At 64.5% G+C, this 22854-nt stretch carries 25 protein-coding genes; 16 read left to right on the top strand and 9 right to left on the bottom strand.

What is annotated here, in order from left to right; all coding sequences use genetic code 11:
- The first annotated feature begins 102 nt into the window (after positions 1-102).
- Positions 103-1335, top strand: a complete 1233-nt coding sequence (locus EO245_RS02355; RefSeq protein ID WP_128891424.1) for a sensor histidine kinase — start codon at positions 103-105, stop codon at positions 1333-1335.
- 7 nt (positions 1336-1342) lie between these two features.
- Positions 1343-2083: a LytTR family DNA-binding domain-containing protein gene (locus EO245_RS02350; protein WP_128891423.1), complete on the top strand. Its 741-nt coding sequence runs from the start codon at positions 1343-1345 to the stop codon at positions 2081-2083.
- A gap of 178 nt (positions 2084-2261) precedes the next feature.
- On the opposite strand, the gene EO245_RS02345 is transcribed toward EO245_RS02350, so the two are convergent.
- Entirely contained in the window at positions 2262-2567 is a 306-nt protein-coding gene (locus EO245_RS02345) for a UrcA family protein (RefSeq protein WP_128891422.1), read from the bottom strand.
- A gap of 211 nt (positions 2568-2778) precedes the next feature.
- On the opposite strand from EO245_RS02345, the gene EO245_RS02340 reads away from it, so the two are divergent.
- Complete coding sequence (locus EO245_RS02340; RefSeq protein WP_128891421.1) at positions 2779-3057, top strand: hypothetical protein; 279 nt, start codon at positions 2779-2781, stop codon at positions 3055-3057.
- A 31-nt stretch (positions 3058-3088) separates the two neighbouring features.
- The gene (locus tag EO245_RS02335; protein ID WP_128891420.1) at positions 3089-3844 is read left to right on the top strand and encodes a metallophosphoesterase; all 756 of its coding nucleotides are present in this window, start codon (positions 3089-3091) and stop codon (positions 3842-3844) included.
- A gap of 67 nt (positions 3845-3911) precedes the next feature.
- On the opposite strand, the gene rpsI is transcribed toward EO245_RS02335, so the two are convergent.
- The 5 genes from rpsI to EO245_RS02310 form a co-directional block, all read right to left on the bottom strand.
- The gene (rpsI, locus tag EO245_RS02330; RefSeq protein WP_128891419.1) at positions 3912-4427 is read right to left on the bottom strand and encodes a 30S ribosomal protein S9; all 516 of its coding nucleotides are present in this window, start codon (positions 4425-4427) and stop codon (positions 3912-3914) included.
- A complete protein-coding gene (gene rplM / locus EO245_RS02325) occupies positions 4427-4906 on the bottom strand; it encodes a 50S ribosomal protein L13 (protein ID WP_128891418.1) in 480 nt (159 codons plus the stop codon). Before rplM ends, rpsI begins: the two co-directional genes overlap by 1 nt.
- 183 nt (positions 4907-5089) lie before the next feature.
- Entirely contained in the window at positions 5090-5818 is a 729-nt protein-coding gene (locus tag EO245_RS02320) for a hypothetical protein (RefSeq protein WP_128891417.1), read from the bottom strand.
- Positions 5796-6134 (bottom strand): divalent-cation tolerance protein CutA, encoded by a 339-nt coding sequence (gene cutA / locus EO245_RS02315; RefSeq protein WP_128891416.1) that lies wholly within the window; start codon positions 6132-6134, stop codon positions 5796-5798. The genes EO245_RS02320 and cutA overlap by 23 nt, the downstream gene beginning before the upstream one ends.
- Entirely contained in the window at positions 6131-7195 is a 1065-nt protein-coding gene (locus EO245_RS02310; RefSeq protein WP_128891415.1) for a COX15/CtaA family protein, read from the bottom strand. Before EO245_RS02310 ends, cutA begins: the two co-directional genes overlap by 4 nt.
- A 96-nt stretch (positions 7196-7291) precedes the next feature.
- On the opposite strand from EO245_RS02310, the gene EO245_RS02305 reads away from it, so the two are divergent.
- The 3 genes from EO245_RS02305 to EO245_RS02295 all read left to right on the top strand — a co-directional run bounded on the left by EO245_RS02305 (position 7292) and on the right by EO245_RS02295 (position 9284).
- Positions 7292-7678, top strand: a complete 387-nt coding sequence (locus EO245_RS02305; RefSeq protein ID WP_128891414.1) for a MerC domain-containing protein — start codon at positions 7292-7294, stop codon at positions 7676-7678.
- A gap of 17 nt (positions 7679-7695) precedes the next feature.
- On the top strand, positions 7696-8688 hold the full coding sequence (gene thiS / locus EO245_RS02300) for a sulfur carrier protein ThiS (protein ID WP_128891413.1): 993 nt from the start codon (positions 7696-7698) through the stop codon (positions 8686-8688).
- Between the two features lie 68 nt (positions 8689-8756).
- Positions 8757-9284, top strand: coding sequence for a hypothetical protein (locus EO245_RS02295; protein WP_128891412.1), 528 nt, complete (start codon positions 8757-8759; stop codon positions 9282-9284).
- A gap of 122 nt (positions 9285-9406) precedes the next feature.
- Here EO245_RS02295 and EO245_RS02290 read toward each other — a convergent pair whose 3' ends face one another.
- From EO245_RS02290 to EO245_RS02280, 3 genes are all read right to left on the bottom strand, one after another.
- The gene (locus EO245_RS02290) at positions 9407-11236 is read right to left on the bottom strand and encodes a long-chain fatty acid--CoA ligase (protein ID WP_128891411.1); all 1830 of its coding nucleotides are present in this window, start codon (positions 11234-11236) and stop codon (positions 9407-9409) included.
- Between the two features lie 98 nt (positions 11237-11334).
- Positions 11335-13056, bottom strand: a complete 1722-nt coding sequence (gene ggt / locus EO245_RS02285; protein WP_128891410.1) for a gamma-glutamyltransferase — start codon at positions 13054-13056, stop codon at positions 11335-11337.
- An 11-nt stretch (positions 13057-13067) separates the two neighbouring features.
- Positions 13068-14096: a quinone-dependent dihydroorotate dehydrogenase gene (locus tag EO245_RS02280; RefSeq protein ID WP_128891409.1), complete on the bottom strand. Its 1029-nt coding sequence runs from the start codon at positions 14094-14096 to the stop codon at positions 13068-13070.
- A 348-nt stretch (positions 14097-14444) separates the two neighbouring features.
- Between EO245_RS02280 and EO245_RS02275 the strand changes: the two genes are divergently transcribed.
- The 9 genes from EO245_RS02275 to EO245_RS02235 all read left to right on the top strand — a co-directional run bounded on the left by EO245_RS02275 (position 14445) and on the right by EO245_RS02235 (position 22834).
- Positions 14445-16286: a DUF885 family protein gene (locus tag EO245_RS02275; protein ID WP_128891408.1), complete on the top strand. Its 1842-nt coding sequence runs from the start codon at positions 14445-14447 to the stop codon at positions 16284-16286.
- Entirely contained in the window at positions 16283-17179 is an 897-nt protein-coding gene (locus EO245_RS02270; protein ID WP_128891407.1) for a helix-turn-helix domain-containing protein, read from the top strand. Before EO245_RS02275 ends, EO245_RS02270 begins: the two co-directional genes overlap by 4 nt.
- Positions 17180-17316: 137 nt before the next feature.
- Positions 17317-18180 carry a helix-turn-helix domain-containing protein gene (locus EO245_RS02265; RefSeq protein WP_128891406.1) on the top strand — a complete coding sequence of 288 codons (864 nt, stop codon included), beginning with the start codon at positions 17317-17319 and terminating at the stop codon, positions 18178-18180.
- Positions 18181-18302: 122 nt separating this feature from the next.
- Complete coding sequence (locus EO245_RS02260; protein WP_128891405.1) at positions 18303-18713, top strand: SUF system Fe-S cluster assembly regulator; 411 nt, start codon at positions 18303-18305, stop codon at positions 18711-18713.
- Positions 18710-20206, top strand: coding sequence for a Fe-S cluster assembly protein SufB (sufB, locus tag EO245_RS02255; RefSeq protein ID WP_128891404.1), 1497 nt, complete (start codon positions 18710-18712; stop codon positions 20204-20206). The genes EO245_RS02260 and sufB overlap by 4 nt, the downstream gene beginning before the upstream one ends.
- The gene (locus tag EO245_RS02250) at positions 20203-20826 is read left to right on the top strand and encodes a hypothetical protein (protein ID WP_128891403.1); all 624 of its coding nucleotides are present in this window, start codon (positions 20203-20205) and stop codon (positions 20824-20826) included. Before sufB ends, EO245_RS02250 begins: the two co-directional genes overlap by 4 nt.
- Positions 20823-21347, top strand: a complete 525-nt coding sequence (locus tag EO245_RS02245) for an endonuclease domain-containing protein (protein ID WP_128891402.1) — start codon at positions 20823-20825, stop codon at positions 21345-21347. Before EO245_RS02250 ends, EO245_RS02245 begins: the two co-directional genes overlap by 4 nt.
- Positions 21334-22083, top strand: a complete 750-nt coding sequence (gene sufC / locus EO245_RS02240; protein ID WP_128891401.1) for a Fe-S cluster assembly ATPase SufC — start codon at positions 21334-21336, stop codon at positions 22081-22083. The genes EO245_RS02245 and sufC overlap by 14 nt, the downstream gene beginning before the upstream one ends.
- Entirely contained in the window at positions 22076-22834 is a 759-nt protein-coding gene (locus EO245_RS02235; RefSeq protein WP_128891400.1) for a SufD family Fe-S cluster assembly protein, read from the top strand. Before sufC ends, EO245_RS02235 begins: the two co-directional genes overlap by 8 nt.
- Positions 22835-22854 lie beyond the last annotated feature (20 nt).

Raw genomic sequence — 22854 nt, 5'->3', positions numbered from 1 at the left:
CCGACGGGCGGTCCAGCGCCGCCAATCCCTCGACGAACGGGCGATTCCAGCCGACCGTGGCGCTGGCTTGCTGCGCGCGCGGGGGATAGAAGTTGCGGCATAATGGCGCGTGAACACCAGATTAACGAAGACCCGACCCTTCCCGTAAAGGTCGTCGCTCTTTCCATCATCGGCCTGTGGGTGGCCTATTTCCTGCTGACCACCCTCCGCGGCTTCATTCTTTCCTACGAGCTGCAGCAAGCCTTCGGCCTGGATTTGCAGCAGGAGATGCTCTGGCGCCGTGCGGTGGTCTGCATGGGCGGCGTGGCTGTCACGACGGTAATGTGGCTGCTGCTGCGCCTGACCGACCTGCGTGCCATGTGGGTCAAGATCACTGCCGCCCTGCTGCTCGCGCTGCCGGCGGCCGGCCTCATCGCGCAGATCAACCAGGTCATGTTCCTCCCCGTGCAGGAGCAGATCAACCAGAAGGTGCAGGAGCGCGAATTCAACCGCCTGCGCCCGAAGGACACCGGCGGCGTGCTCGACGACGTCGGTGCGCGCAGCGAGGAATTCGAAGAGGCTATGGCCGAGGAACAGGCGCGCCGCGAAGCCGAGCTGGAGCAGTTCCAGTGGCTCGGCCTGCTCGACATGGCGGTCAGCCGCTACTTCCTCTTTCTCTCCTGGGCTGCGCTCTATCTCGCCATGTTCGCCGGATCGCAGGCGCGTGCGGCCGAACGGCGCGGCGAGCGTTTCCGCAGCGCAGCCAAGGCGGCGGAGCTGCGATCGCTGCGCTACCAGGTCAATCCGCACTTCCTGTTCAACTCGCTCAATTCGCTCAGCGCGCTGGTGATGACCGGCAAGCCCGAGCGCGCCGAGGAAATGATCCAGGCGATGAGCAGCTTCTACCGCCACAGCCTCGCGGTCGAGCCGACTTCGGATGTCGCGCTGGCAGACGAATTCGCGCTGCAGGCGCATTACCTCGAGATCGAATCGGTCCGCTTCCCCGAACGGCTCATTCCGGTCTTCGATTTGCCGGGCGAGCTGTCGGATGCGCGCATTCCGGGCATGATCCTGCAGCCGCTGATCGAGAACTCGGTCAAATACGGTGTTGCGCCGGTTACCCGTCCGGTGACCATCACCGTTGCCGCGCGCGAGGATTACGGGCGGCTCGCCGTCACCGTGTGCGACGATGGCCCGGGTGCCGACGGCCTCGGCGAACCGGGCTTCGGCATCGGACTGACCAATGTCCGCGACCGTCTCGAAGCGCTGTTCGGCAAGGAAGCCAGCATCACCTCCGGCCCGACCGAAGCGGGCTATTGCACCGAGATTCGCCTCCCGCTTAGAAAGCACGGGTGAGGGACAGATGAGCGACACCGAAAAGACCCCCGCGATGCGCACCCTGATCGTCGATGACGAGCCGCTCGCGGTCGAGCGCATGCAGGTGATCTGCGCCAAGCTCGACGATCTTGCGGTCGTCGGCACGGCAAATGACGGCGCGGCCGCCTTGCGGCTGGTCGAAGCGCTCGAACCGGATCTCGTCCTGCTCGACATGACCATGCCCGAGATGGACGGCCTTTCGGTTGCGCGAAAGCTGGCCGACCAGGAAAACAAGCCCGCGGTGATCTTCGTGACCGCCCACGACCATTTCGCCGTCGAGGCGTTCGACCTCGACGCGGTCGACTACGTGCTCAAGCCGGTCGCGCCCGAACGGCTCGGCCGGGCGATCGAGCGTGCAGTCAAACGCCAGGGCGAAGTGAGCGCAAAGGAAAGCGAGTGGCTCACCGAGCTGTGGGTCCCGCATCGCTCGGAGCTGCTACGGATCGACGTCGGCCAGGTCAGCCGCATCGATGCGGAGCGCGATTACGTGCGCCTCTACGTCGCCGACCGGACCTACCTGCTCTTGCAGACCATCGCAGGGCTCGAGAAGCGCCTCGATCCTGCCGAGTTCATCCGCATCCACCGATCCACCATCCTGCGGCGCGAAGCCATTCGCGGCCTGCGGCATGACGGCCTCGGCGTGTGGTCGGTCGAACTGGAGGATGGCGAGGCCCTGCGTATCGGCCGCACCTACCTGTCCAAGGTCAAGGCGATGGCCGGCCGCTGAGGCGGCACGATCCTGACAGCACTGCACATGAAAAAGGCCCCGCTCGATCGGGGTGTGGTGGTGCGTGGCTGCCGCGCAAAAAAGAAGGCCCGGATCGGGGGACTGGTCCGATCCGGGCCTCGCTGCCATGGCTTATCGGGGTGCGCACGGCAGGAGAGTGAGGGGGTGATCCGGGCGTTTAGCCGCCGAGACGTGCGTCGCTGACGACGCTGGCCATCTGCGTGGTCGCCTGCTTCTTGGCCTGGCGATAGCAGCGGGTGACTTCGCGGTTCTGCATCCGGGTACCGGTACGGATCTCGTCGTAGCCACAGGCCTTCTTGGCAGCCGCGTCGATCCGGCGCTCGAGAGTTTCCTGCCCGGCAACGGTGTTGAGGTTGAGGTCGGCATAGGCGACCTTGAGGTGGGTCTCACCGGCGATTGCGGGGGCTGCAACGGTACCGAGAGCCAGGGCTGCCGACAGGGTGGCGATAAGGGGGCGTTTCATAAGTCTTCCTCCAACTGCGGGCCTTTCCGAGTTAGGGGGGCGAAAGGCTTGCCGCTGATTGTTGTTCTACGCAGCGGCCGGGTGAGTCGCATCCGGAGGTCGATTACACGCGTCATCCGTCCGACCGGGGAGGGGCCTTGCGGACAGATGGCGAAAAACGTCCGACAAACGGCGGTTGGCATCGGACGAATGATTATGCGAAACTGACACAATGGCTGCTTTTGTTGTTCTGGGGATCATCTTTTTGTTCGGAATCGGCAATTTCGCCGTTCACAAGGCCGTGATGGAAAGCGGCCACCCGCTGCTGGGCCAGATGTCGGTCTTCTCGAGCGGGCACGGGAAGAAGATCGCCTTCGCCTGCGAATTCCTCATACTGCTGGCCGCGCTCGCCCTCGGCGCGAACGGCTGGCCGAGCGTCGTTTGGGCCTATGCGATCTATTCGCTGCTCAACGGCCTGTCGGCGTGGCTCATCCTGAGCGGGCGTATCTAGACACACGTCAGAAGGCTGCTAACCGCCTGACATGGCCAGCGAAGCGACCTGCATCTTCCACGTGAGCGACGTGCACTTCGGGGTCGAGGACCGCGGGGCGCTCGACTGGTTCGCGAGCGATGTCGCGCGCGAGCAGCCCGATGCGGTGATCTGCACCGGCGATCTCACCCAGCGCGCGACGCACAGGCAGTATCGCATGGCGCAGGACTGGTTCGCCTCGCTCGGCGTGCCGATCATGCTGCAACCCGGCAATCACGACATGCCCTATTACAATCTGTGGGAGCGCTTCACCCAGCCCTACAAGCGCTACGGCGCGTTGAGCGATGCGGTGGGAAGCGAGCTCAGCCTGGAGCATGTGCTCGTCGTGCCCTTCGACACCAATGTGCGCGCGCAGCTGCGCTTTCCGTGGTCGGACGGGGTGGTCAAGCGGCGCAAGCTCGATGCGGCGCTCCAGCGACTGGAAGAACTGCGCAGCGATCCGCGGCCCAAGCTCGTCGCCTGCCACCACCCGCTGCTGCCGGCAGAGGACGGCGGGAAGAACCCGACGATCCGCGGCGACATGGCATTCGAGGAACTGGCGAGGGCAGGGGCCGATGCAGTGCTGACGGGTCATGTCCACCTGCCATTCGACCAGGTCCGCTCGCGCGGCAACCATGCAATGCGCATGATCGGGGCGGGCACGCTGTCGACCCGGCTGCGCGGGGCGGACCCGTCCTACAATGTCGTGACAGTCGATCGCCAAGGTGCGATCGACGTCGAGCGCCGCGACCGCGCACCCTCCGCATAGCGCACATGGAAAAAGGGCGGCCCGTTGCCGGACCGCCCCTTTTCGTAATTCGTTCGAGCTTCGAAACTTAGCGCTTCGAGAACTGGAAGCTGCGGCGTGCCTTGGCGCGGCCGTACTTCTTACGCTCGACCACGCGGCTGTCGCGGGTGAGGAAGCCGGCAGCCTTGACCGTAGCGCGAAGCTCCGGCTCGTACTTGGCGAGAGCCTGCGAGATGCCGTGCTTGACCGCACCGGCCTGGCCCGAGAGACCGCCGCCGCGAACGGTGGCGACGATGTCGTACTGGCCCTGGCGATCGGTGATCGAGAACGGCTGGTCGATGATCAGGCGGAGCGTCGGACGTGCGAAATACACTTCCTGGTCGCGGCCATTGATCGTGATCTTGCCGGTGCCCGGCTTCAGCCAGACGCGAGCGGTAGCGTCCTTACGACGACCGGTTGCATAGGCGCGGCCCTGCTTGTCGAGCTCCTGCTCGCGCAGCGGGGCGGTCGATTCTGCGATCTTCGCGGCATCGGCTTCCGGAGCGTCGCCGGCGATGTCCTTGAGTTCCGACAGGTCGGAAACGGTGTTCTTTTCGTCAGCCATCACGCGGTAGCCTTGTTCTTGCGGTTCATCGAGGCAACGTCGAGCACTTCCGGCTTCTGGCCGTCATGCGGGTGCTCGGTGCCGGCATAGAGGTGCAGCGCCTTCATCTGCTGGCGGCCCAGCGGACCACGCGGGATCATGCGCTCGACGGCCTTTTCAAGGACGCGCTCGGGGAAACGGCCTTCGAGAACCTTCTCGGGGCTGATTTCCTTGATGCCGCCCGGATAACCGGTATGCTTGTAATAGCGCTTGTCCGAAGCCTTCTTGCCGGTGAACTTCACCTTGTCGGCGTTGATGACGATGACGTGGTCACCGCAATCGACGTGCGGGGTGAAGCTCGGCTTGTGCTTGCCGCGCAGGATGTTGGCGATGATCGAAGCGACGCGACCGACGACGAGGCCTTCGGCATCGATCAGGTGCCATTTCTTTTCGACCTCGGCCGGCTTGATCGACCGGGTCACCTTGGTGAGAGCCTTCATGGCTTTGTATCCGTTCCTAAGTGTCGTGCGGCCTTCCCCACATGGGTCCGGCCAAACAATGGGGCCCGAATCTTCCGATCCGGGCCACTCAGCGAGCGCCAATTGGTCGCTTGCGGCGTGCAAGTCAAGCATTTCCGGGGGTCTCGGCGGAGGTAAAATAATACCGTGTCCGGTCCGGATGGCTTAGGAAACGAGCTCCCAGAGGTCCGAGGACACGCGCTCATCGCCACCGATCCGGGTGGTCACGACACGCTTCGCCCATGCCATGTGATGGCCGTTTTCGGCCATTTCGGCAGTGAAAACCGATCCTACTTCGCCCGCCACGCCGCCAGCGCCGAGGATTTCCTCGCTGGCCTGGTGGCGAGTGGACACGGGCATGAACAGGTCCGTCGGAAGGGCGCTGAGCGACTGGCTTGCCGACTGGTGGATGTGCGCGAGGAAACGATTTGCAGCCGCGCGATCTTGCGCCGGCATGCCGCCGTCTTCGAACAGGCGCGCTGCCACTTCCACCGCCTGGGCCACCGCCTCTTTCGAGGGAACTGCACTTCGCGACGCGATCATCCCACCCGGGGTGATCTCCATCGGCAGGAAGCCGTCGGCGATCCTCTTGCGTTCGATGTCGGCTAGCGCCGCGAGCGCGGGCGGGGCATCGACTGCGACCGATACCTGCTTGCCCGACAGGCTGTAGCCGGAAGACGAGCGCTCGAAGCGGACGTCCCAGCTGCGCTGGACGACGATCGCAGCATCGCCCGAAAGGCCGCGCGTGAGCGTGCGCTTCAGCCGCGCAGGGCCGGTCGGCGGCACGAAGTGCGGCGCGCCAGCCAGCGCTGCCAGCGGAGTTGCAAGGCCGATACCCAGCACCGCGAAACCCGCGGCGCGGGCGAGCGCCTCACGTCTTGTTGGATGTCCCACTCTTGCTCCCTGCCAACTGACCGAGCCAATTGCCGGTTGCGACCCCAGCAGCATCGGATTGCCAGCCGACAATGGCCGGAGTTTCGTAGGGATGCAATTCCTCAATGCGCGCAACGGCTTGATCGAGCAGGGAATTGTCGGTCTTGAACAGCACGCCGACTTCGCCTTCCTCGTAAATCTCGCCTTCCCAGTCGAACATCGAGCGCACGCCGGGCACAATGTTCGCGCAGCCGACGAGCTTTTCCTCGAGCAGCTTGCGGGCGACGAGGCTCGCCTCGTCTTCGGAGGCGAACGGGCTCCAGATCATTGCGGTCATCGTGCTCTCCCCAGGATGTGCATGCCCCAGGCAGTCGCCGCAACGAGCAGCGCGCCGACGCCCTGGTGCGCGGTTGCGACCCACAGCTCGACCTCGGTCAGCACCGTCGCGATGCCGAGCAGGATCTGGATCCCGAAGGCGGTGTGGATAGCGATCGAGGCCTTGCGCTCGAACGGACGGACCTTGCGGGCCAGCACGATCAATGCGCCGACTGCGATCCACGCCCACCAGCGGTGGAGGAAGTGGAGCAGGAAGGGATCGTGCGTGACCGCATAAAGCAGCCCGCGCGAGCTATCGTATTCCGGCATCACCATGCCGTTCATCAGCGGCCAGTCGTAGGCGGCGTGCCCGGCATTGAGCCCCGCGACCCACGCGCCGAGCAGCAGCTGGACGAACAGTATCAGCGCGACGAGTACCGACAGGCCGGTAAGCTTCGCCGGGCGCGCATCGGGTATCTGCGCCAGTCGCTTCAGGTCGAGCGCGGTCCAGACGAGGCCCGCCAGCGTGAAGAATGCAGTGAGCAGGTGGATCGAGAGCCAGAAGTGGCTCACATCGGTCATCTCGCCCGACAGGCCGCTGCGCACCATGAACCAGCCAAATGCGCCCTGGAGCCCGCCCAGCGCCAGCAGCGCGACGAGGCGCCATTTGTAACCCTGCGGAATGGCCTGCTTGACCCAGAACCATGCCAACGGAACCGCGAAGGCGAGGCCGATGAGGCGGCCCCACAGGCGGTGGAACCATTCCCAGAAATAGATGAACTTGAAGTCCGCCAGCGTCATGCCGGCCGGGCCGGTCACATTCCTGTATTCCGGGATCTGCTTGTAGAGCTCGAACTCGGCCTGCCAGTCCGCCTCGTTCAAAGGGGGCAGGGCGCCGGTGATCGGCTTCCATTCGGTGATCGAGAGGCCGGATTCGGTGAGGCGGGTAATCCCGCCGACGATGACCATGATCACGACCATACCGGCGACAAACCACAGCCAGCGGGCAATCGCGAGCGGACGGCCATTGTTCGGAGCGGAGGCGGCCTGTGCCGCGGGGGTATCGACATGCGCGCTTGTCATGGCCTTCCCAATGCGCAGCACCTGCCGCCTAGGCAAGCCGAATCTCTGCAACACAGCTTGCAGAATGATACACCGTAACATACATGGGGAGCTCCGATGCGTCAGGCAGTTTCCTCGATTCGAGCAAGGCTCGACCGTGCAGGCGTGGTCCTTTCCGGGCTGTGCGCCGCGCATTGCCTTGCGAGCATCGTGGTCGTTTCCGCCCTCGGACTGGGCGGCGAAGTGCTGTTCAACCCGATCTGGCACGAGCTCGGCCTCGTCATCGCGCTGGTCGTCGCTGCCGTGGCGATCGGCTGGGGCGCGCTGAAGCATCGCCGCCCGCTGCCGTTCGTCGTCGCGATGATGGGCCTGTCCTTCATGGGCGGCGCGCTCGCCCTGCCGCATGGCCTGCATGAAGCGGTGCTGACGATCATCGGCGTTGCGCTGGTTTCGATCGCGCATATCCTCAACCTGCGCGCAAACAGGTTGTGCCACACGGATTGAGCGCTATTGCCCGCCCCATGAGCGAGCCGATTTCTGTCATCGTCAACGGCGAGACCCGCCGCACTTCCGCCAAGACCGTCGCCGACCTCGTGCGCGAACTCGATCTCGAACTGGCCAAGGTCGCGGTCGAGCGCAATGGCGAGATCGCGCCGCGCTCGCAGCTTGGCGACACGCCGCTGGGCGATGGCGACGTGCTGGAGATCGTCCATTTCGTCGGCGGCGGGCAGGGTGAGGCAAACAAGGCCGACAGCTGGAGCGTCGCCGGGCGCACCTTCAACTCGCGCCTGATCGTCGGCACCGGCAAGTACAAGGATTTCGCGCAGAACGCCGCCGCGCTCGAGTCAAGCGGGGCGGAAATCGTCACCGTGGCGGTGCGCCGCGTGAACGTCAGCGATCCCAAGGCGCCGATGCTGACCGACTACATCGACCCCAAGAAGGTCACCTACCTCCCCAACACCGCCGGCTGCTTCACCGCCGAAGACGCAATCCGCACGCTGCGCCTTGCGCGCGAGGCGGGCGGCTGGGACCTGGTGAAGCTCGAAGTGCTGGGCGAAGCGCGCACGCTCTATCCCAACATGGTCGAGACGATCCGCGCCTGCGAAGTGCTCGCGAAAGAGGGCTTCCACCCGATGGTCTATTGCACCGACGATCCCATCGCGGCGAAGCAGCTGGAAGATGCAGGCGCAGTCGCGGTGATGCCGCTCGGTGCGCCGATCGGTTCGGGGCTCGGCATCCAGAACCGCGTGACCATCCGCCTGATCGTCGAAGGCGCGAACGTGCCCGTGCTGGTCGATGCCGGTGTCGGCACTGCGAGCGATGCGGCAGTCGCGATGGAACTGGGCTGTGACGGCGTGCTGATGAATACCGCGATTGCCGAGGCGAAGGACCCGATCCGCATGGCCCGCGCGATGAAGCTGGCGGTCGAAGCCGGGCGCGAGGCCTATCTCGCCGGACGCATGGCAACGCGCAAGTATGCCGATCCGAGCAGCCCGCTCGCCGGATTGATTTGAGCGCGCCTCCCTAACGCAAAATTAACCATGCTGCGCGACAGTGTCCCTGCAACAGGGAACGTATCGCCATGCCGACTACCAGTGCCGCATCGTTGACCATCGCCGAAATGCGCGAATTCGCGAGCTTCACCGCCGCCGAACAGCGCTATATCCGCCGCAGCCTCGATATCGGGCTCGGCCGGCAGGACGCTTTCAAGCTCTGGGCCCGCACGGCCGACGAGAATGCCGCGATCCGCAGCCAATACGTCGCCTACCAGGACCTGAAGGCGCTGCGTGACCACGTTCCGGCCGACACCGGCCTCGAGGGTATCGAGAGCTTCATCGGCAAGCTGACCCGCGTCGCTGCCTTCGACCTCGCGCAGGAGCGGATCGAGGGCTTTTCCGCCTTCCGCTTCCTCTACGAACGCCTGCTGAGTGCCGAAGTGCGCCCGTGGCTGCCGAGCGCCTTCTGCGCTGCCGCAGCCCTGCCGCAAATCCGCCCGCAGCGCCGCAAGATCCTGCTCCAGAGCCTGAGCGAAGCTGCCGCAACCGCCCCCGGCTGGAGCGACGCACGCCCGAGCTTCTATCCCGAATTCATCGAGAAAGAGGCGGCTTAATTTCTTTGAGCCTCAGGCGCCGGCGGGGCCATCCGGCCCCTTAGGCTTTCGCGCCAGTGGGCGCGGCGGCCGGTCGGCCTTTGGCTGCCGCAACCAGGCTTCGGGTCCGAGCCTTCCCGGATTTACCCGCGATACAAGCCGTCCAACCGCTCCTGGTAGCGTTCGCGGATCTTGTGGCGGCGGATTTTCATCGAGGGGGTCATTTCCTCGTTCTCGATGGTGAAGGCCTCGTCGGCGAAGGCGAACTGGCGGACTTTCTCGATCACCGAGAGGTCCTTGTTCACCCGCGCGACCGCCTCGTTCACCGCCTTGCGGAAGGCGGGCAGGTCCTGCAGCGCGGTCATGTCGAACTTCTCGCCATTCGCCCGCGCCCATTCGAGCGCCCATTCCGCGTCCGGCACGATCAGGCCGACGATGTAGGGGCGCTTGTCGCCGCTCACCATCGCCTGCGCGATTTCGGGCTGGAGCGTCAGCATGCCCTCGATCTTCTGCGGGGCGACGTTGTCGCCCTTGTCGTTGACGATCATGTCCTTCTTGCGGTCGGTGATCTTGATCCGGCCCTTCTCGTCGAGATGGCCGATGTCGCCGGTGTGGAGCCACGGACCGGCATCCGGTTCGGCCGGATCGACTTCCAGCGTGCGCTGTGTTTCCGCCTCGTTGCGCCAGTAGCCGTGCATGACGAGCTCGCCGCGCACGAGGATTTCGCCGTCGTCGGCAATCTTCACCTCGACGCCTTCCATCGGCGGGCCGACGGTGTCCATCTTGAGCCCGGCGCGCGGGCGGTTGCACGAGATCACCGGTCCGGCCTCGGTCTGGCCGTAGCCCTGCAGCATGGTCAGGCCCATCGCCTCGAAGAAGCTGCCGACATCCGGGTTGAGCGGCGCGCCGCCCGAAACCATCGCCTTCATCCGCCCGCCGAAACGCTGGCGGATCTTCGGGCGCAGCGTGCGCTCGATCAGCAGGTTCATCGGCTTGTCGCGAAGCCGCATGCGCCCGCCGTTCTGCCGCTCGGCAATGGCGATGGCGTTGTCCATCAGGTAGTTCGGGAACTTACCCTGCTTCTCGATCTGCTTCATGATGCGCGTGCGCAGCACTTCGAACAGGCGCGGCACGACGACCATGATGGTCGGGCGGGTTTCCTCGATATTGCTGGCGAGCTTCTCCAGCCCCTCGGCGTAGTAGATCTGCGCTCCGACGCCGATCGGCAGGTATTGGCCGCCGGTGTGCTCGTAGGCGTGGCTCAGCGGAAGGAAGCTGAGGAAGCGTTCCTCGTCGTCGATCCCGAAATCGTTGGCGAGGATTTCGGCTGCGCCTTTCACATTGCACAGGATCATGCCGTGGTGCTGCAGCACGCCGCGCGGGGCGCCGCCGGTACCGCTGGTGTAGATGATGCAGGCGGTCTTCTCGCGCCCGACATCCGCCATCCGCTCCTCGACCGCCTTGCGCGCTTCGGCCGCATCCCCGGCGAGCATCGAGTCCCAGCTGTGATAATCGAAGCTGCCCGACTGGTGGCGGTGCAGGTCCTCGATGCCGACGACGTGTTCGGCGATGCCGCTCGCCTGGATCGCGGGATGGAGCGGCTGGAGCAGCTTCTCGGTCGAGACGATCACCGCCCGCGCGCCCGAATTGTCGAGGATATGGACGTGGTCGCGCTCGGTATTGGTGATGTAGGCCGGCACGGTGATGCAATTGGCCGCCATGATCGCGAGGTCGGCGATGCACCATTCCGGGCGGTTCTCCGACACGAGGACGACGCGGTCGCCGTCCTTCAGCCCGATGCGGCGCAGGTTCTCAGCCAGCAGGCAGACCTTGTCCGCGACTTCGCGCCAGCTCTGGGTCTGCCATTCGCCGTCGTGCTTGGCGCCGAGGAACGGCAAATCGCCCTTCTCGTCGGCGCGCCTGAGGAAAAGCTCGACGAGATTGTTCGCCGTATCGAAATCGGAAAGCTGCAAGGCAACTGCTCCCACTGATGTCTTTATCTAACTGTTATTGCCGGGTGCTCTAGGCCGCGCAGGCCGTAGCGGCAAGCTTGCGCGCTTCGAGCAGCCGCTCAGGGCGATTCGACCTGGTCGGCGAGACGCGGATCGCGCGCGCTCGACCAGCTGTCGCCATCGCGCAGGATTGCATTCGCCTTGACCGGTGCCTCACGCAGGATGAGCTCGCCATAGCCGAGTGCCTTGAAGGCATCCTGTGCCCCTTCGAGCCAGGTTCCCTGTTCGAGCAGGACGCGGTCTCCGAACGCCATGACGAAAGGCAGGCCGAGGGCTTCTTCCGCGCCCAGGCCGAAATCGATCACGCCGACGATGCTGCGCGCGGTCTGCACGGGAATCGTGCTGCCGCCCGCCGCGCCGACCATCAGTAGCGGCTTGCCTTCGGGGTCCCATACGACGGTGGGAGACATCGAGCTGCGCGGACGCTTGCCGCCCTCGACCCGGTTGGCGACCAGCCTGCCGTCGACCTCGGGTGCGCGGCTGAAGTCGGTCAGTTCGTTGTTGAGATAGAACCCGCCCATCATCAGGCCCGAGCCGAACGCGCCCTCGATGGTCGAGGTGTAGCTGACCATGACATTGTCGCCATCGACCGCGGCGAAGTGGCTCGTGCCTTTCTCTTCCGGCTCGTCGCCATCGGCCAGCGCGGTCGTCGCGCCTTCCGGCGTGCCGGCCTCCACGCTCGCCATGCGTGCATCGGGCGAAATGAGCGCGCTGCGCTGTGCAAGGTAATCGCGGTCGGTCAGGCCGGCGACCGGAACCGAAATGAAATCGCTGTCGGCAAGGTATATCTCGCGGTCGGCATAGGCGAGGCGCTGCGCTTCGAGGAACAGGTGCCAGGTGACCGGATTGTCCTTGCCCAGCGCAGAAAGGTCGAAGCGTTCGAGCTGGGTGAGGATCTGGATGACCGCGACCCCGCCCGAAGTCGGCGGCCCCATGCTGCAGATACGGTGTTCGCGGTAGCTGCCGCAGACCGGTGCGCGCAGCTGCGCTTCGTAGCCGGTGACGTCGGCCTCGGTCATCGCGCCATCGCGCGGCGTTGCGGCGGAGACGGTCGCGGCGAGCAGGGCGGCATTCGCGCCCTCGTAGAATTCTTCCGGCCCGCGCTCGGCAATCCGTTCCAGCGTCTTTGCGAGGTCTTCGTTCACGACCAGCGTGCCGACCGGCAGCGGTTCGCCTGCTTCGGTGAAGAACAGCTCTCGTCCGCTGACGGTCTTTGCGGCGCGGTCCTTCGACTGGGAGAGCGAATTGTGCAGCCTGCGATTGACGACGAAACCTTCGCGGGCGAGCGCAATGGCCGGCTCGAACAGTTTCGCCCAAGGCAGCTTGCCGTGCTTTTCATGCGCCAGCGCCGCGAGCGCGATATTGCCCGGCACACCGACGCTCAGCCCGCTGCGAACGGAATCGCCGAACGGCGGGAGCGAGCCGTCATCGTTGAGGAACCATTCGGGTGTCGCACCGGCAGGTGCCGTCTCGCGCCCGTCGAAGCTCTCGACCACCCCGCCGGGCGTCCCGCGAACGAGGAACCCGCCGCCGCCGATGCCCGAGCTCTGCGGTTCGACCACGGTGAGCGCGAGCATCGTCGCGATCGCCGCGTCGACCGAGCTGCCGCCCTGTTGCAGCATCGCCATGCCCGCGTCCTCCGCCCGCGGATCGGCCGCGCTGACTGCGCCGACGCTCGGCGACGGTGTGGATGCAACGCTCGTTTCGGAAACCGGAGCGGAAGTGGCGCAGCCTGCAAGCAGCAGGCCGGACGCAGCGAGAAGGGTGAAGCGCTTCAACATGAAGCCAAGCGCTATTCGCTTCCGACCGCCTCGGCAATGGTCGAAAAGCCGTCGCGCTTCATCAGCCGTTCCAGCCCGGCGACGATTTTCGCGGCAAGGCCCGGCCCTTCGTAGACCATCGCGCTGTAGAGCTGGACGAGGCTGGCGCCTGCACGGATGCGCTCCCACGCGTCCTCGGCATTCGAAATCCCGCCGACCCCGACGAGCGGCATTGCGCCGCCGGTCGCCTTGCGGAAATCGCGCAGCCGCTCGAGCGCCTTGGGCTTGAGCGGTGCGCCCGACAGGCCGCCCGTCTCGCCCGCATGGCTGGACTTGAGGGCAGGGCGGTCGATCGTCGTGTTCGAGACGATCAGCGCGCCGAGACCCTTGTCGATCGCGATGCGGGAAATGGCATCGACATCGGCAGGTTCGAGGTCGGGCGCGACCTTGAGGAACACCGGCGGTCCTTCGCTGCCCCGCGCGTCGAACACCGCGTCGAGCAGGGCAATCAGCGCGCCCTCGTCCTGCAGCGCGCGCAGGCCGGGAGTGTTGGGGCTTGAGATATTGACCGCGAGATAGGTCGCGAGCGGCGCCATGATGCGGGTCATCTCGGCGTAATCGGCGATCCGGTCTTCGGAATCCTTGTTCGCGCCGATGTTGATGCCGAGCACGCCGCCACGATCCTTGCGTGCTTCGAGGCGCTCCGCAGCAGCCTGCGCGCCGCCATTGTTGAACCCCATGCGATTGATGACCGCACGATCCTCGACCAGGCGGAACAGGCGGGGTTTTGGATTGCCCGCCTGCGGCCGCGGGGTGATCGAGCCGACTTCGGTGAAGCCGAATCCAAGCCCGAGGACCGCATCGGGCACTTCCCCGTCCTTGTCGAAGCCGGCAGCCATACCGACCGGGTTGGGAAAGCGGATGCCTGCGACTTCCGTCGCCAGCGGGCCGAATCGGGGCTTGGGCAGGGCAGGCGCGCTGCGCAGTCCGGCGATCGTCAAACGGTGCGCACGCTCCGGATCGAGCAGGAAAAGCGCAGGGCGGGCGAGGGAAAACAGCATTTCAGCAACGCCTATACCGCGCCGAATTCGCTTGTCGAATCCGTTGTTTGCCCTCGGCGGTGCGCGGTTTTGTACAATTTTGTTACAGAAAACAGCACGATTTCAGCAATTAGGTGTCGCTTCCATACAATCTCCGAATCGCGACTCACATTAGTTAGGACTTGCGACCCGAAGGGCTCGAAGCAGCAATGCTAGAGTTCCTTGACTTTAGAGGGCGGCCTTCTTCGGAAGGTCGCCCCTTTTTTATCCGGCCCTCCCCGCACTCGCCGCGCGCACTCCCCGGAGTCTGGTCAAACCCGCAGATTCATGTCTAGAGGTCTCCCCATAAAGATGAGGAGACCCCCTGAAATGAGCCTTCGTGTCGCGAAACTCGTCGCCCTTTCGCTCGCCACCACTTCGCTTGCAGCCTGCGCCGGCGCCTATGCCGAACCGGAAGAGACGCTCACCGCCGCCGAAGTCGCGGACGAGCAGGTCCCGGCCGACATCGATACGCTGTTCGAGCAATATGATGCCGCGCAGCTGGAACTCTCGCCGCTGTCCAAGTCCTATCGCGGGATTCGCGACGAGGATTACGGCCGCTGGGGCGATTTTTCCGATGCCGCCGAAGAGCGCGAGTACCGGCTGCTCCAGTCGACGGCCCAGACCATGCGCGAGGAATTCGGCGAGCGCGAGATGTCGCAGGAAGATGCGCTGTCCTATCGCCTGTTCGATGCGCTGGCGAAGCGCCGCGCTTCGCTGTGGCCGTATCGCGACTACGATTACATTTTCGACCAGATGAACGGCGCGCAGAGCCGCCTGCCTGCCTTCCTGATCAACATCCACCGCGTCTCCAATGCCGACCAGGCTGCCGATTACGCCAGCCGCATCGAAGGCATGGGCGCGGTGGTCGACACGCTGACCGCCGAATCGCGCGAACGTGCGGCGAAAGGCGTGATGCCGCCCGACTGGGTCTATCCCTATGTCATCTCCGACATCGAGAACTTGCTCTCGGCAGGCACCGGCAATGCCATCCTCGAGGATTTCATGGCCAAGGTCGATGCGCTCGACATCGATGACGATGCGCGCACGGCACTGAAGGAAGACGCGCTGCGCGGCTGGGAAGAGAGCGCCCGCCCGGCTTACGAGCGGCTCCTTGCCGAAATGAAGCGCCAGCAGGCGATCGCACCGACCGACGACGGCATCTGGCGCTTCGAGGATGGGGCGGGCTACTACAAGGCGCTGCTCGCCAATTACACCACGACCGACCTGACCGCCGACCAGATTCACAACATCGGCCTGCGCGAAGTCGACCGCATCCATGGCGAGATGCGCGCGATCATGAAGCAGGTGGGCTTCGAAGGCAGCCTGCAGGACTTCTTCGAATACACCCGCACCGACGACCGCTTCTTCTACACCAGCCGTGAGGAATATATCGCCGACGCGCAGGCCAAGATCGACGCGCTGGCCGAGCGCATGCCGGAATTTTTCGGCGTGCTGCCGACCGATCCGCTGACCATCAAGCCGGTCGAGGCATTCCGCGAGAAGAGCGCGGGCAAGGCATTCTACCAGCGCCCTGCGCCCGATGGCTCGCGCCCGGGCACCTATTACGTGAACCTCTACAACCTTCGCGACATGTCGAAGAACGAGCTCGAGGCGCTCGCCTATCACGAGGGGCTGCCGGGCCATCACCTGCAGCTCTCGATCCAGACGCAGCTCGGCGACGTGCCGCCCTTCCGGCGGTTCGGCGGGGTGACGGCCTATTCGGAAGGCTGGGGCCTCTATTCCGAGGAACTCGGCAAGGACATGGGCTTCTATACCGACCCCTACTCCGACTTCGGCCGGTTGGGGATGGAACTGTGGAGAGCCTGTCGACTGGTTGTCGATACCGGCATCCACCACAAGCGCTGGAGCCGCGAGGAAGCGATCCAGTACCTGACCGACAATACCCCCAATCCGGAAGGCGATATCCGCAAGGCGATCGAACGCTACGTGGTCTATCCCGGGCAGGCGACCGCCTACATGATCGGCAAGCTGAAGATCATGGAACTGCGCGAGAAGGCCCGCGGCGAACTGGGAACCCGCTTCGATATTCGGGGTTTTCATGACGCAATCCTGACAAGCGGGCCGGTGCCGCTCGACATCATGGAAGAGAATGTCGACGCCTGGATCGCGGAGGTCAAAGCAAGTCCGGAACCGATCATGGGGGAATGATGGAGCCGCGTTTTCGCTTCGAATTCATCCCAGCCCCTGAAGACCTCGCTCCCTATGTGAACACGCTTTTCGTGTTCTCGACGGACGAGGAGCGGCTGGATGACATCCTGCCGGCCTATTCGGCGCAGCTGATCTCTTTCGGGACCGGCGCCGCGAGGATGCAATTCGCCGAAGACCGCATTGGCGAGTCCAGCCCCGCATTCGTCGTCGCTCCGATGCAGGAAGCCGCGCCCTTCTCCATCGCCGGGCCTGCGCGGGCCTGCGGTATCTCGCTCACGTCTCTCGGCTGGGCGTCTTTCGCCCACCTGCCGGTCGATGACGCGGGGCACCAGGTTCACCACATAAAGGACCTCATCGGTGACGAGGTGGCGCAAAGCCTGGCCTCGATCGGGAATGCCTATGCGGCCGGCGAATGCACGCCGCAGGAAGCGGGCGAGGCGCTTGCGTCCTTCCTGCGCGACAATCTCCTGCCGCCATCGGACAGGGAACGGCAATTCATCGAGAAAACCGTCGCGTGGCTTTCCTCGAGCTTCAATCCGCCGATCGATGCGCTCATCGCGGCGACCGGCGATACCGAGCGAAACGTCCAGCGCCTGTGCAAGAAGTTCTTCGGCAAGCCGCCCGCGAGCCTCGTGAAGCGCTACCGGGCGATGCGCGCCGCGACCATCCTGTCGCAGCCGAACGTTCCGTCCGAAATCCGTGACGAGGCGATCAATGCTTTCTTCGACCAGGCGCACATGGTGCGCGACATCCGCCGCTTTACCGGCCGCACGCCGACCGGGCTCGGCGGCGAGGGCTTCACTGTCACGAGCGACACGCTCGGTCCGGAAGGTTATGGCGTGGTCGACCTGTTCGGGGGCGCCGGAATTGCGACGGACCCGGACAGCAGTTAATGTCGGCTACATACAATGGAATTGCACTTCACTTGGCTAAAGGGCTCCCCGGGGGGTCTGTCGATCTCGAGTACGCGGTGTTCTCATCGACAGCACTCGGGGTGGCTTGATGGAAGCGGGGTCGCAACCGGTTAGTCATGTCACCCCGTTTTTCTCTCACCTACTACGATCCGCCCGAACGCCTTGCGCGCCACGTCCTCGCCTACTTCCATTTCATCTGGGAGGACGAGATCATCGAGGACCGGCATCCCGGCGCGCTGGGGCAGCTCGTCATGTTCCCGCGCGGTGCAGGCGAAATGCAGTTCCCTACCGGGACCGACCCGGTCAGGGGCGATGCCTATGTGTTTTGCGGCTTCACCACCGCCGTTCCGTTCCGGATCAGCGGCCCGTGGCACGTCTATGGCGCATCGCTCTCGCCTCTCGGCTGGGCAGCATTGACCGATACGCCTGCGCCTGAATTCCTCGACCGGATCAAGCCTGCCGAGACATTGCTCGGACCCGATATCAGCTCTTTCTCCCACGACCTCAACACCGCCTACCGTGCCGGGGAAATCGATGGGAAGGAAGCATGCGACAGGCTGTCCGACTGGATCGAGCCGCGCCTGCGCGCCCTGCCTCCGCGCCATGAGAAGCTGATCGAAACCACCCTGCGCTGGATTGCAAAGTCGCTTTATCCCGACGTCGATGATCTTTTCGCGAACCTCGCTTACTCGCGCCGCCAGGCCGAGCGTCTGGTGGAACGCTATTTCGGCTTCCCGCCCGCTTCGCTCGCGCGCAAGTTCCGCGCGGTCCGGGCATCGGCGCTGCTGGCGAAAGAGGACCTGACCGACGAGGAGGAAGCGCAGATCGCGGAAGCCTTCTACGACCAGCCGCACATGGTTCGCGAGATCCGCCGGTTCTGCGGCTATACACCCTCGCGCCTCGGCGGTCCGTCGGACCCGATCCTGCAAGTCCTCCTGCAACTCAAGAACTTCAACCCGCTGCGCCATTTTACGGACTGAACCCACGCGCCCAGGCACAAGCTGCTAACGACTCGCAACAAGGCGTTTTGCGTTGAAAACGGCGGCTTTGCGCACTAGCTGCAATTCGGAACGATTCAGTCTTAATTGCCGTTGAAGAGCCGATGCGCCTGTCGAACCTTGCCGATTATGCCGTGGTCACCATGACCCAGGCGGCCCGCCATTGCGGCGGGGGCAGGGTCAGTGCGTCCGAGCTTGCGGCCGAAACCGGCCTGCCTGCACCGACCGTGCAGAAGCTGGTGAGCAAGCTTACCGCGGCCGGCCTCTTGCGCTCGGTGCGCGGGGCGAAGGGCGGCTTGCAGCTCGCCCGTCCGGCGGCGGCGATTTCCGTGGCTGACATCGTCGAGGCCGTCGAAGGGCCGATTGCCCTTACCGCCTGCATCGACGGCACAGATTGTGCGGTCGACCATAATTGCGCGGTCAAACCCCATTGGCCGGTAGTGAACGAGGCGCTGCGCGGCGCGCTGGCGGATATCCCGCTGACGCAGCTTGCGGCGCAGAAGGAAGTGGCATGAGCGAAGACGTCGACCTGCAGGATCGACCCGAGATGGACCGCGAGGCGAAGGAGGCTGCCGCCAAGGCTGCCGAATATGAACACGGCTGGTCGAGCGAGATCGAGACCGAGTTCGCCGAAAAGGGCCTCAACGAAGATACCGTCCGGTTCATTTCCGCTAAGAAGGGCGAGCCGGAATGGATGCTCGACTGGCGCCTGAAGGCCTTCCGCCTGTGGCAGGACATGGAAGAGCCGGACTGGGCCAAGCTCGGCTATCCCAAGATCGATTACCAGGACGCCTATTATTACGCGGCGCCCAAGAAGAAGCCGCAGCTGGAATCGCTCGACGAGCTCGATCCCGAAATCAAGGAAGTCTACGACAAGCTCGGCATTCCCGTGGCGGAGCAGGAAGTGCTCGCCGGGGTGAAGGGCGCGCGCAAGGTCGCGGTCGATGCGGTGTTCGATTCGGTCAGTGTCGCGACCACCTTCCGCGAAGAGCTGAAGAAGGCGGGCGTCATCTTCCTGTCGATCTCAGAAGCGATCAAGGAATACCCCGAGCTGGTGAAGAAGTGGCTCGGCCGCGTCGTGCCGCAGCGCGACAACTATTTCGCGACGCTCAACAGCGCGGTCTTCTCCGACGGGACCTTCGTCTACGTGCCGGAAGGCGTGCGTTGCCCGATGGAGCTCAGCACCTATTTCCGCATCAATGCCGAAAACACCGGCCAGTTCGAGCGCACGCTGATCGTTGCCGAGAAGGGCAGCTACGTCAGCTACCTCGAAGGCTGCACCGCGCCGATGCGCGACGAGAACCAGCTGCACGCGGCAGTGGTCGAATTGGTCGCGATGGAAGATGCGGAAATCAAGTACTCGACCGTCCAGAACTGGTACCCCGGCGATGCGACAGGCAAGGGCGGGATCTACAATTTCGTGACCAAGCGCGGGCTGTGCCAGGGCGACCGGTCCAAGATCAGCTGGACGCAGGTCGAAACCGGCAGCGCGGTCACGTGGAAGTACCCCTCCTGCGTGCTCAACGGCGAAGACAGCGTGGGCGAGTTCTACTCGGTCGCGGTGACCAACAATTACCAGCAGGCCGATACCGGCACGAAGATGATCCACAACGGTCGTGGCAGCCGCTCGACCATCATCTCCAAGGGTATCTCGGCGGGCAAGTCGAACAACACCTACCGCGGCCTCGTCCGCGTCGGGCCGAATGCCGACGGCGTGCGCAATTTCACCCAGTGCGACAGCCTGCTGCTCGGCTCGGAATGCGGCGCGCACACCGTGCCCTATATCGAGGTGAAGAACCCCAGCGCCCAGATCGAGCATGAGGCGACCACGTCGAAAATCTCCGACGACCAGCTGTTCTACGCCATGCAGCGCGGTCTGGACGAGGAGGAGGCCGTGGCACTGATCGTCAACGGCTTCGCCAAGGACGTGCTGAAGGAGCTGCCGATGGAATTCGCCGTCGAAGCGCAGAAGCTGCTGGCGATCAGCCTCGAAGGGAGTGTGGGTTGAGCCTTCTCGAAACCGAACTCTATCTGGATCGTGCCTCGATCCCGAGCGCTAGACGCGTCATCGAACACTTGGCCCAGCGAGGCTATTCGGTTGCGTTCTTCGACGGGTTCGATCTTGCCGACGAAGCTCACTCTTTCTGGACCCCGGTCAGGATTGATGGGCGGGAGACTGGCTTCGACTACCACGTCATCCCGCGCGCAGAGATGAGCAAAGAAGAAGGGTGGCCACCGTACGACCCCCAGTTTGGCAACACTTACCTCGGATTCGCGGCGCGCAACCATACCGGATCCATCCTCGCCGCCGCCTTGGTTCAGTTGGCGATCTGTGAGTTGTCCGATGCCAAGGGCGCATTTCCTGCAGCCGAACTCACGCTGCAGAACGGGGAAATGATCGAATTCCTTCTGGATACCGTCAAGCAGGCGGAAAGTGACATAAGCTCCAGCCAGAACATATCAGCGCATTTCCTGCCTGAGGCGCCTGCGGCCACGCAAGGACGTCTGCCGGAAAACTACTTCAGCAATATTGCCAAAGCTCTGGCCGGGGGCGCTGTAGCAATCCTGATTGCAGCCGGATTTGTCTTCGGCATGGCTCAATTCTTTGGATCGACGGCAAATTCATGACCAACCGCAAGACCCTCGGACTACGCGATCCCTCGGAAACCGCCGACACCGCGCCCCATCTCAAGAAGAAGGGCCGGGGCTGGGAGATTTCCGACAAGCGGCTCGATGCGCTGCACGAGCAGGCGCGCGAGATGCGCCGTTTCCCGACCGAGGCCCATACCGCGCTGGCGGAGCGTTTCTCCAAGGCCGACCTCGGGCGCTATACGTTCAAGCGCTTTGCGGTGGTCGGCTCGGCCATCGTCGACTTCAATTGCCACAACCTCGGCCTCGCGCTCGCGATCGACGAGGAAGGGCAGAACGAAGCGCTCGCCAAGCGCCGCGACAAGAGCCTCGAAGCCGTCGGCATCCGCGTGATGCGCATTCCGGCGAAGGACATTCTCGAGAACATCGACGAGGTGCTCCAGCGCCTCACCATCGTCATGCGCGAACGCATCGCTCACAAGCGCGAAGCCCGCCGCGAACACCAGCGCCAGAGCGCCCCGCGCCAGCGCCACAGCAGGAACGACCATGCTAAAGATTGACAACCTCACCGCCGAAATCGACGGCAAGACGATCCTCAACGGCCTCACGCTCGAAGTGAAGGCGGGCGAGGTTCATGCGATCATGGGCCCGAACGGTGCGGGCAAGTCGACGCTGGCCTATGTGCTCGGCGGCCGGCCGGGTTACGAAGTGACCGGCGGCTCGGTCGAGTTCATGGGGCAGGATTTGCTCGATCTCGAACCGCACGAACGCGCCGCTGCAGGCCTGTTCCTCGGTTTCCAGTACCCAGTCGAAATCCCGGGCGTCTCCAACGTACAGTTCCTGCGCGAAGCGCTCAATTCGCAGCGCAAGGCGCGCGGGGAAGAACCGCTTTCGGGCGGCGAGTTCCTCAAGCTCGCGAAGGAAAAGGCCGAGCTGCTCAAGCTCGACATGGAAATGCTCAAGCGTAACGTGAACGTCGGCTTTTCGGGCGGCGAGAAGAAGCGCGCCGAGATGGTCCAGATGGGTATCCTCGATCCCAGGTTCGCCGTGCTCGACGAGACCGATTCCGGCCTCGACATCGATGCACTGCGCGTGGTGGGCGAGGGGATCAATGCGATCATGCGCGCGCCTGACAAGGGCGTGCTGCTCATCACCCACTACCAGCGCCTGCTCGACGTGGTGAAGCCCGACCGGGTGAGCGTGCTCGCCGCCGGGCGGATCATCCAGACGGGCGGTCCGGAACTCGCGCTGCGGCTCGAGAACGAAGGCTACGATGCGGTGATGGCCGATGCCTGAGGCAGCGGTCCTTCCAACGCGCAAGGACGAGGCCTGGCGCTATGCCGATACGGCAGCGCTCGAAAGCCTCGGCAGCGGCGCGCTCGACGCATGGCAGGAGGTCACGCTGGCTGCGGGCGAGGAGCACCGGCAGGCGCTCGTCGTCGGCTCCGATAAGGCCGAGCTGCATCGCTACCGGCTGACGCTGGGCGAAGGCACGCGGGCCGAATGGCATGTCGTCATCGCGGGTAATGCGTCCTGCCGTGTCGAAGTCGAGGTGCGGCTCGCCAAGGGCGCGCATTTCGAATTCGGCGGCGTCACCATCGGCGGCGGCGAGGCGGTGCGCGAATTCGTCACCCACGCCGTCCATGCCGAACCCGAGGCGACCAGCAACCAGGTCGTGCGCTCCGTCCACTGGAACCGTGCGAGCGGCAATTTCCTCGGCTCGATCGATGTCGTGCGCGATGCGCAGAAGACCGACGCCGCGCAGGACTTCAAGGGCCTGCTGCTCGAAAAGGGGGCGAGCGCGAATGCCGTGCCGCAGCTCGAAATTTTCGCCGACGACGTGAAATGCGCGCATGGCGCAACGGTCGGCCAGCTCGACGAAATGGCGCGCTATTACATGGCCGCGCGCGGTATCCCGCCGCAGGCCGCCAAGGCGCTGCTGGTGCGGGCGTTCATCGCCGATGCGCTGGTCTCGCTCGAGGACGAGGCTGAGCGCGAGCGCCTGCTCGAAGCCGCGCTGGCGAGCCTGGAGGATGCTTCGCTGTGAGCGAAACGGTGATCCTCGAC

The sequence above is a fragment of the Erythrobacter sp. HKB08 genome (assembly GCF_004114695.1).
Taxonomy (GTDB): domain Bacteria; phylum Pseudomonadota; class Alphaproteobacteria; order Sphingomonadales; family Sphingomonadaceae; genus Parerythrobacter_A.
The sequence above is the reverse complement of the archived record's forward strand: the minus strand, read 5'-3'. Positions and strand labels throughout refer to the sequence as shown.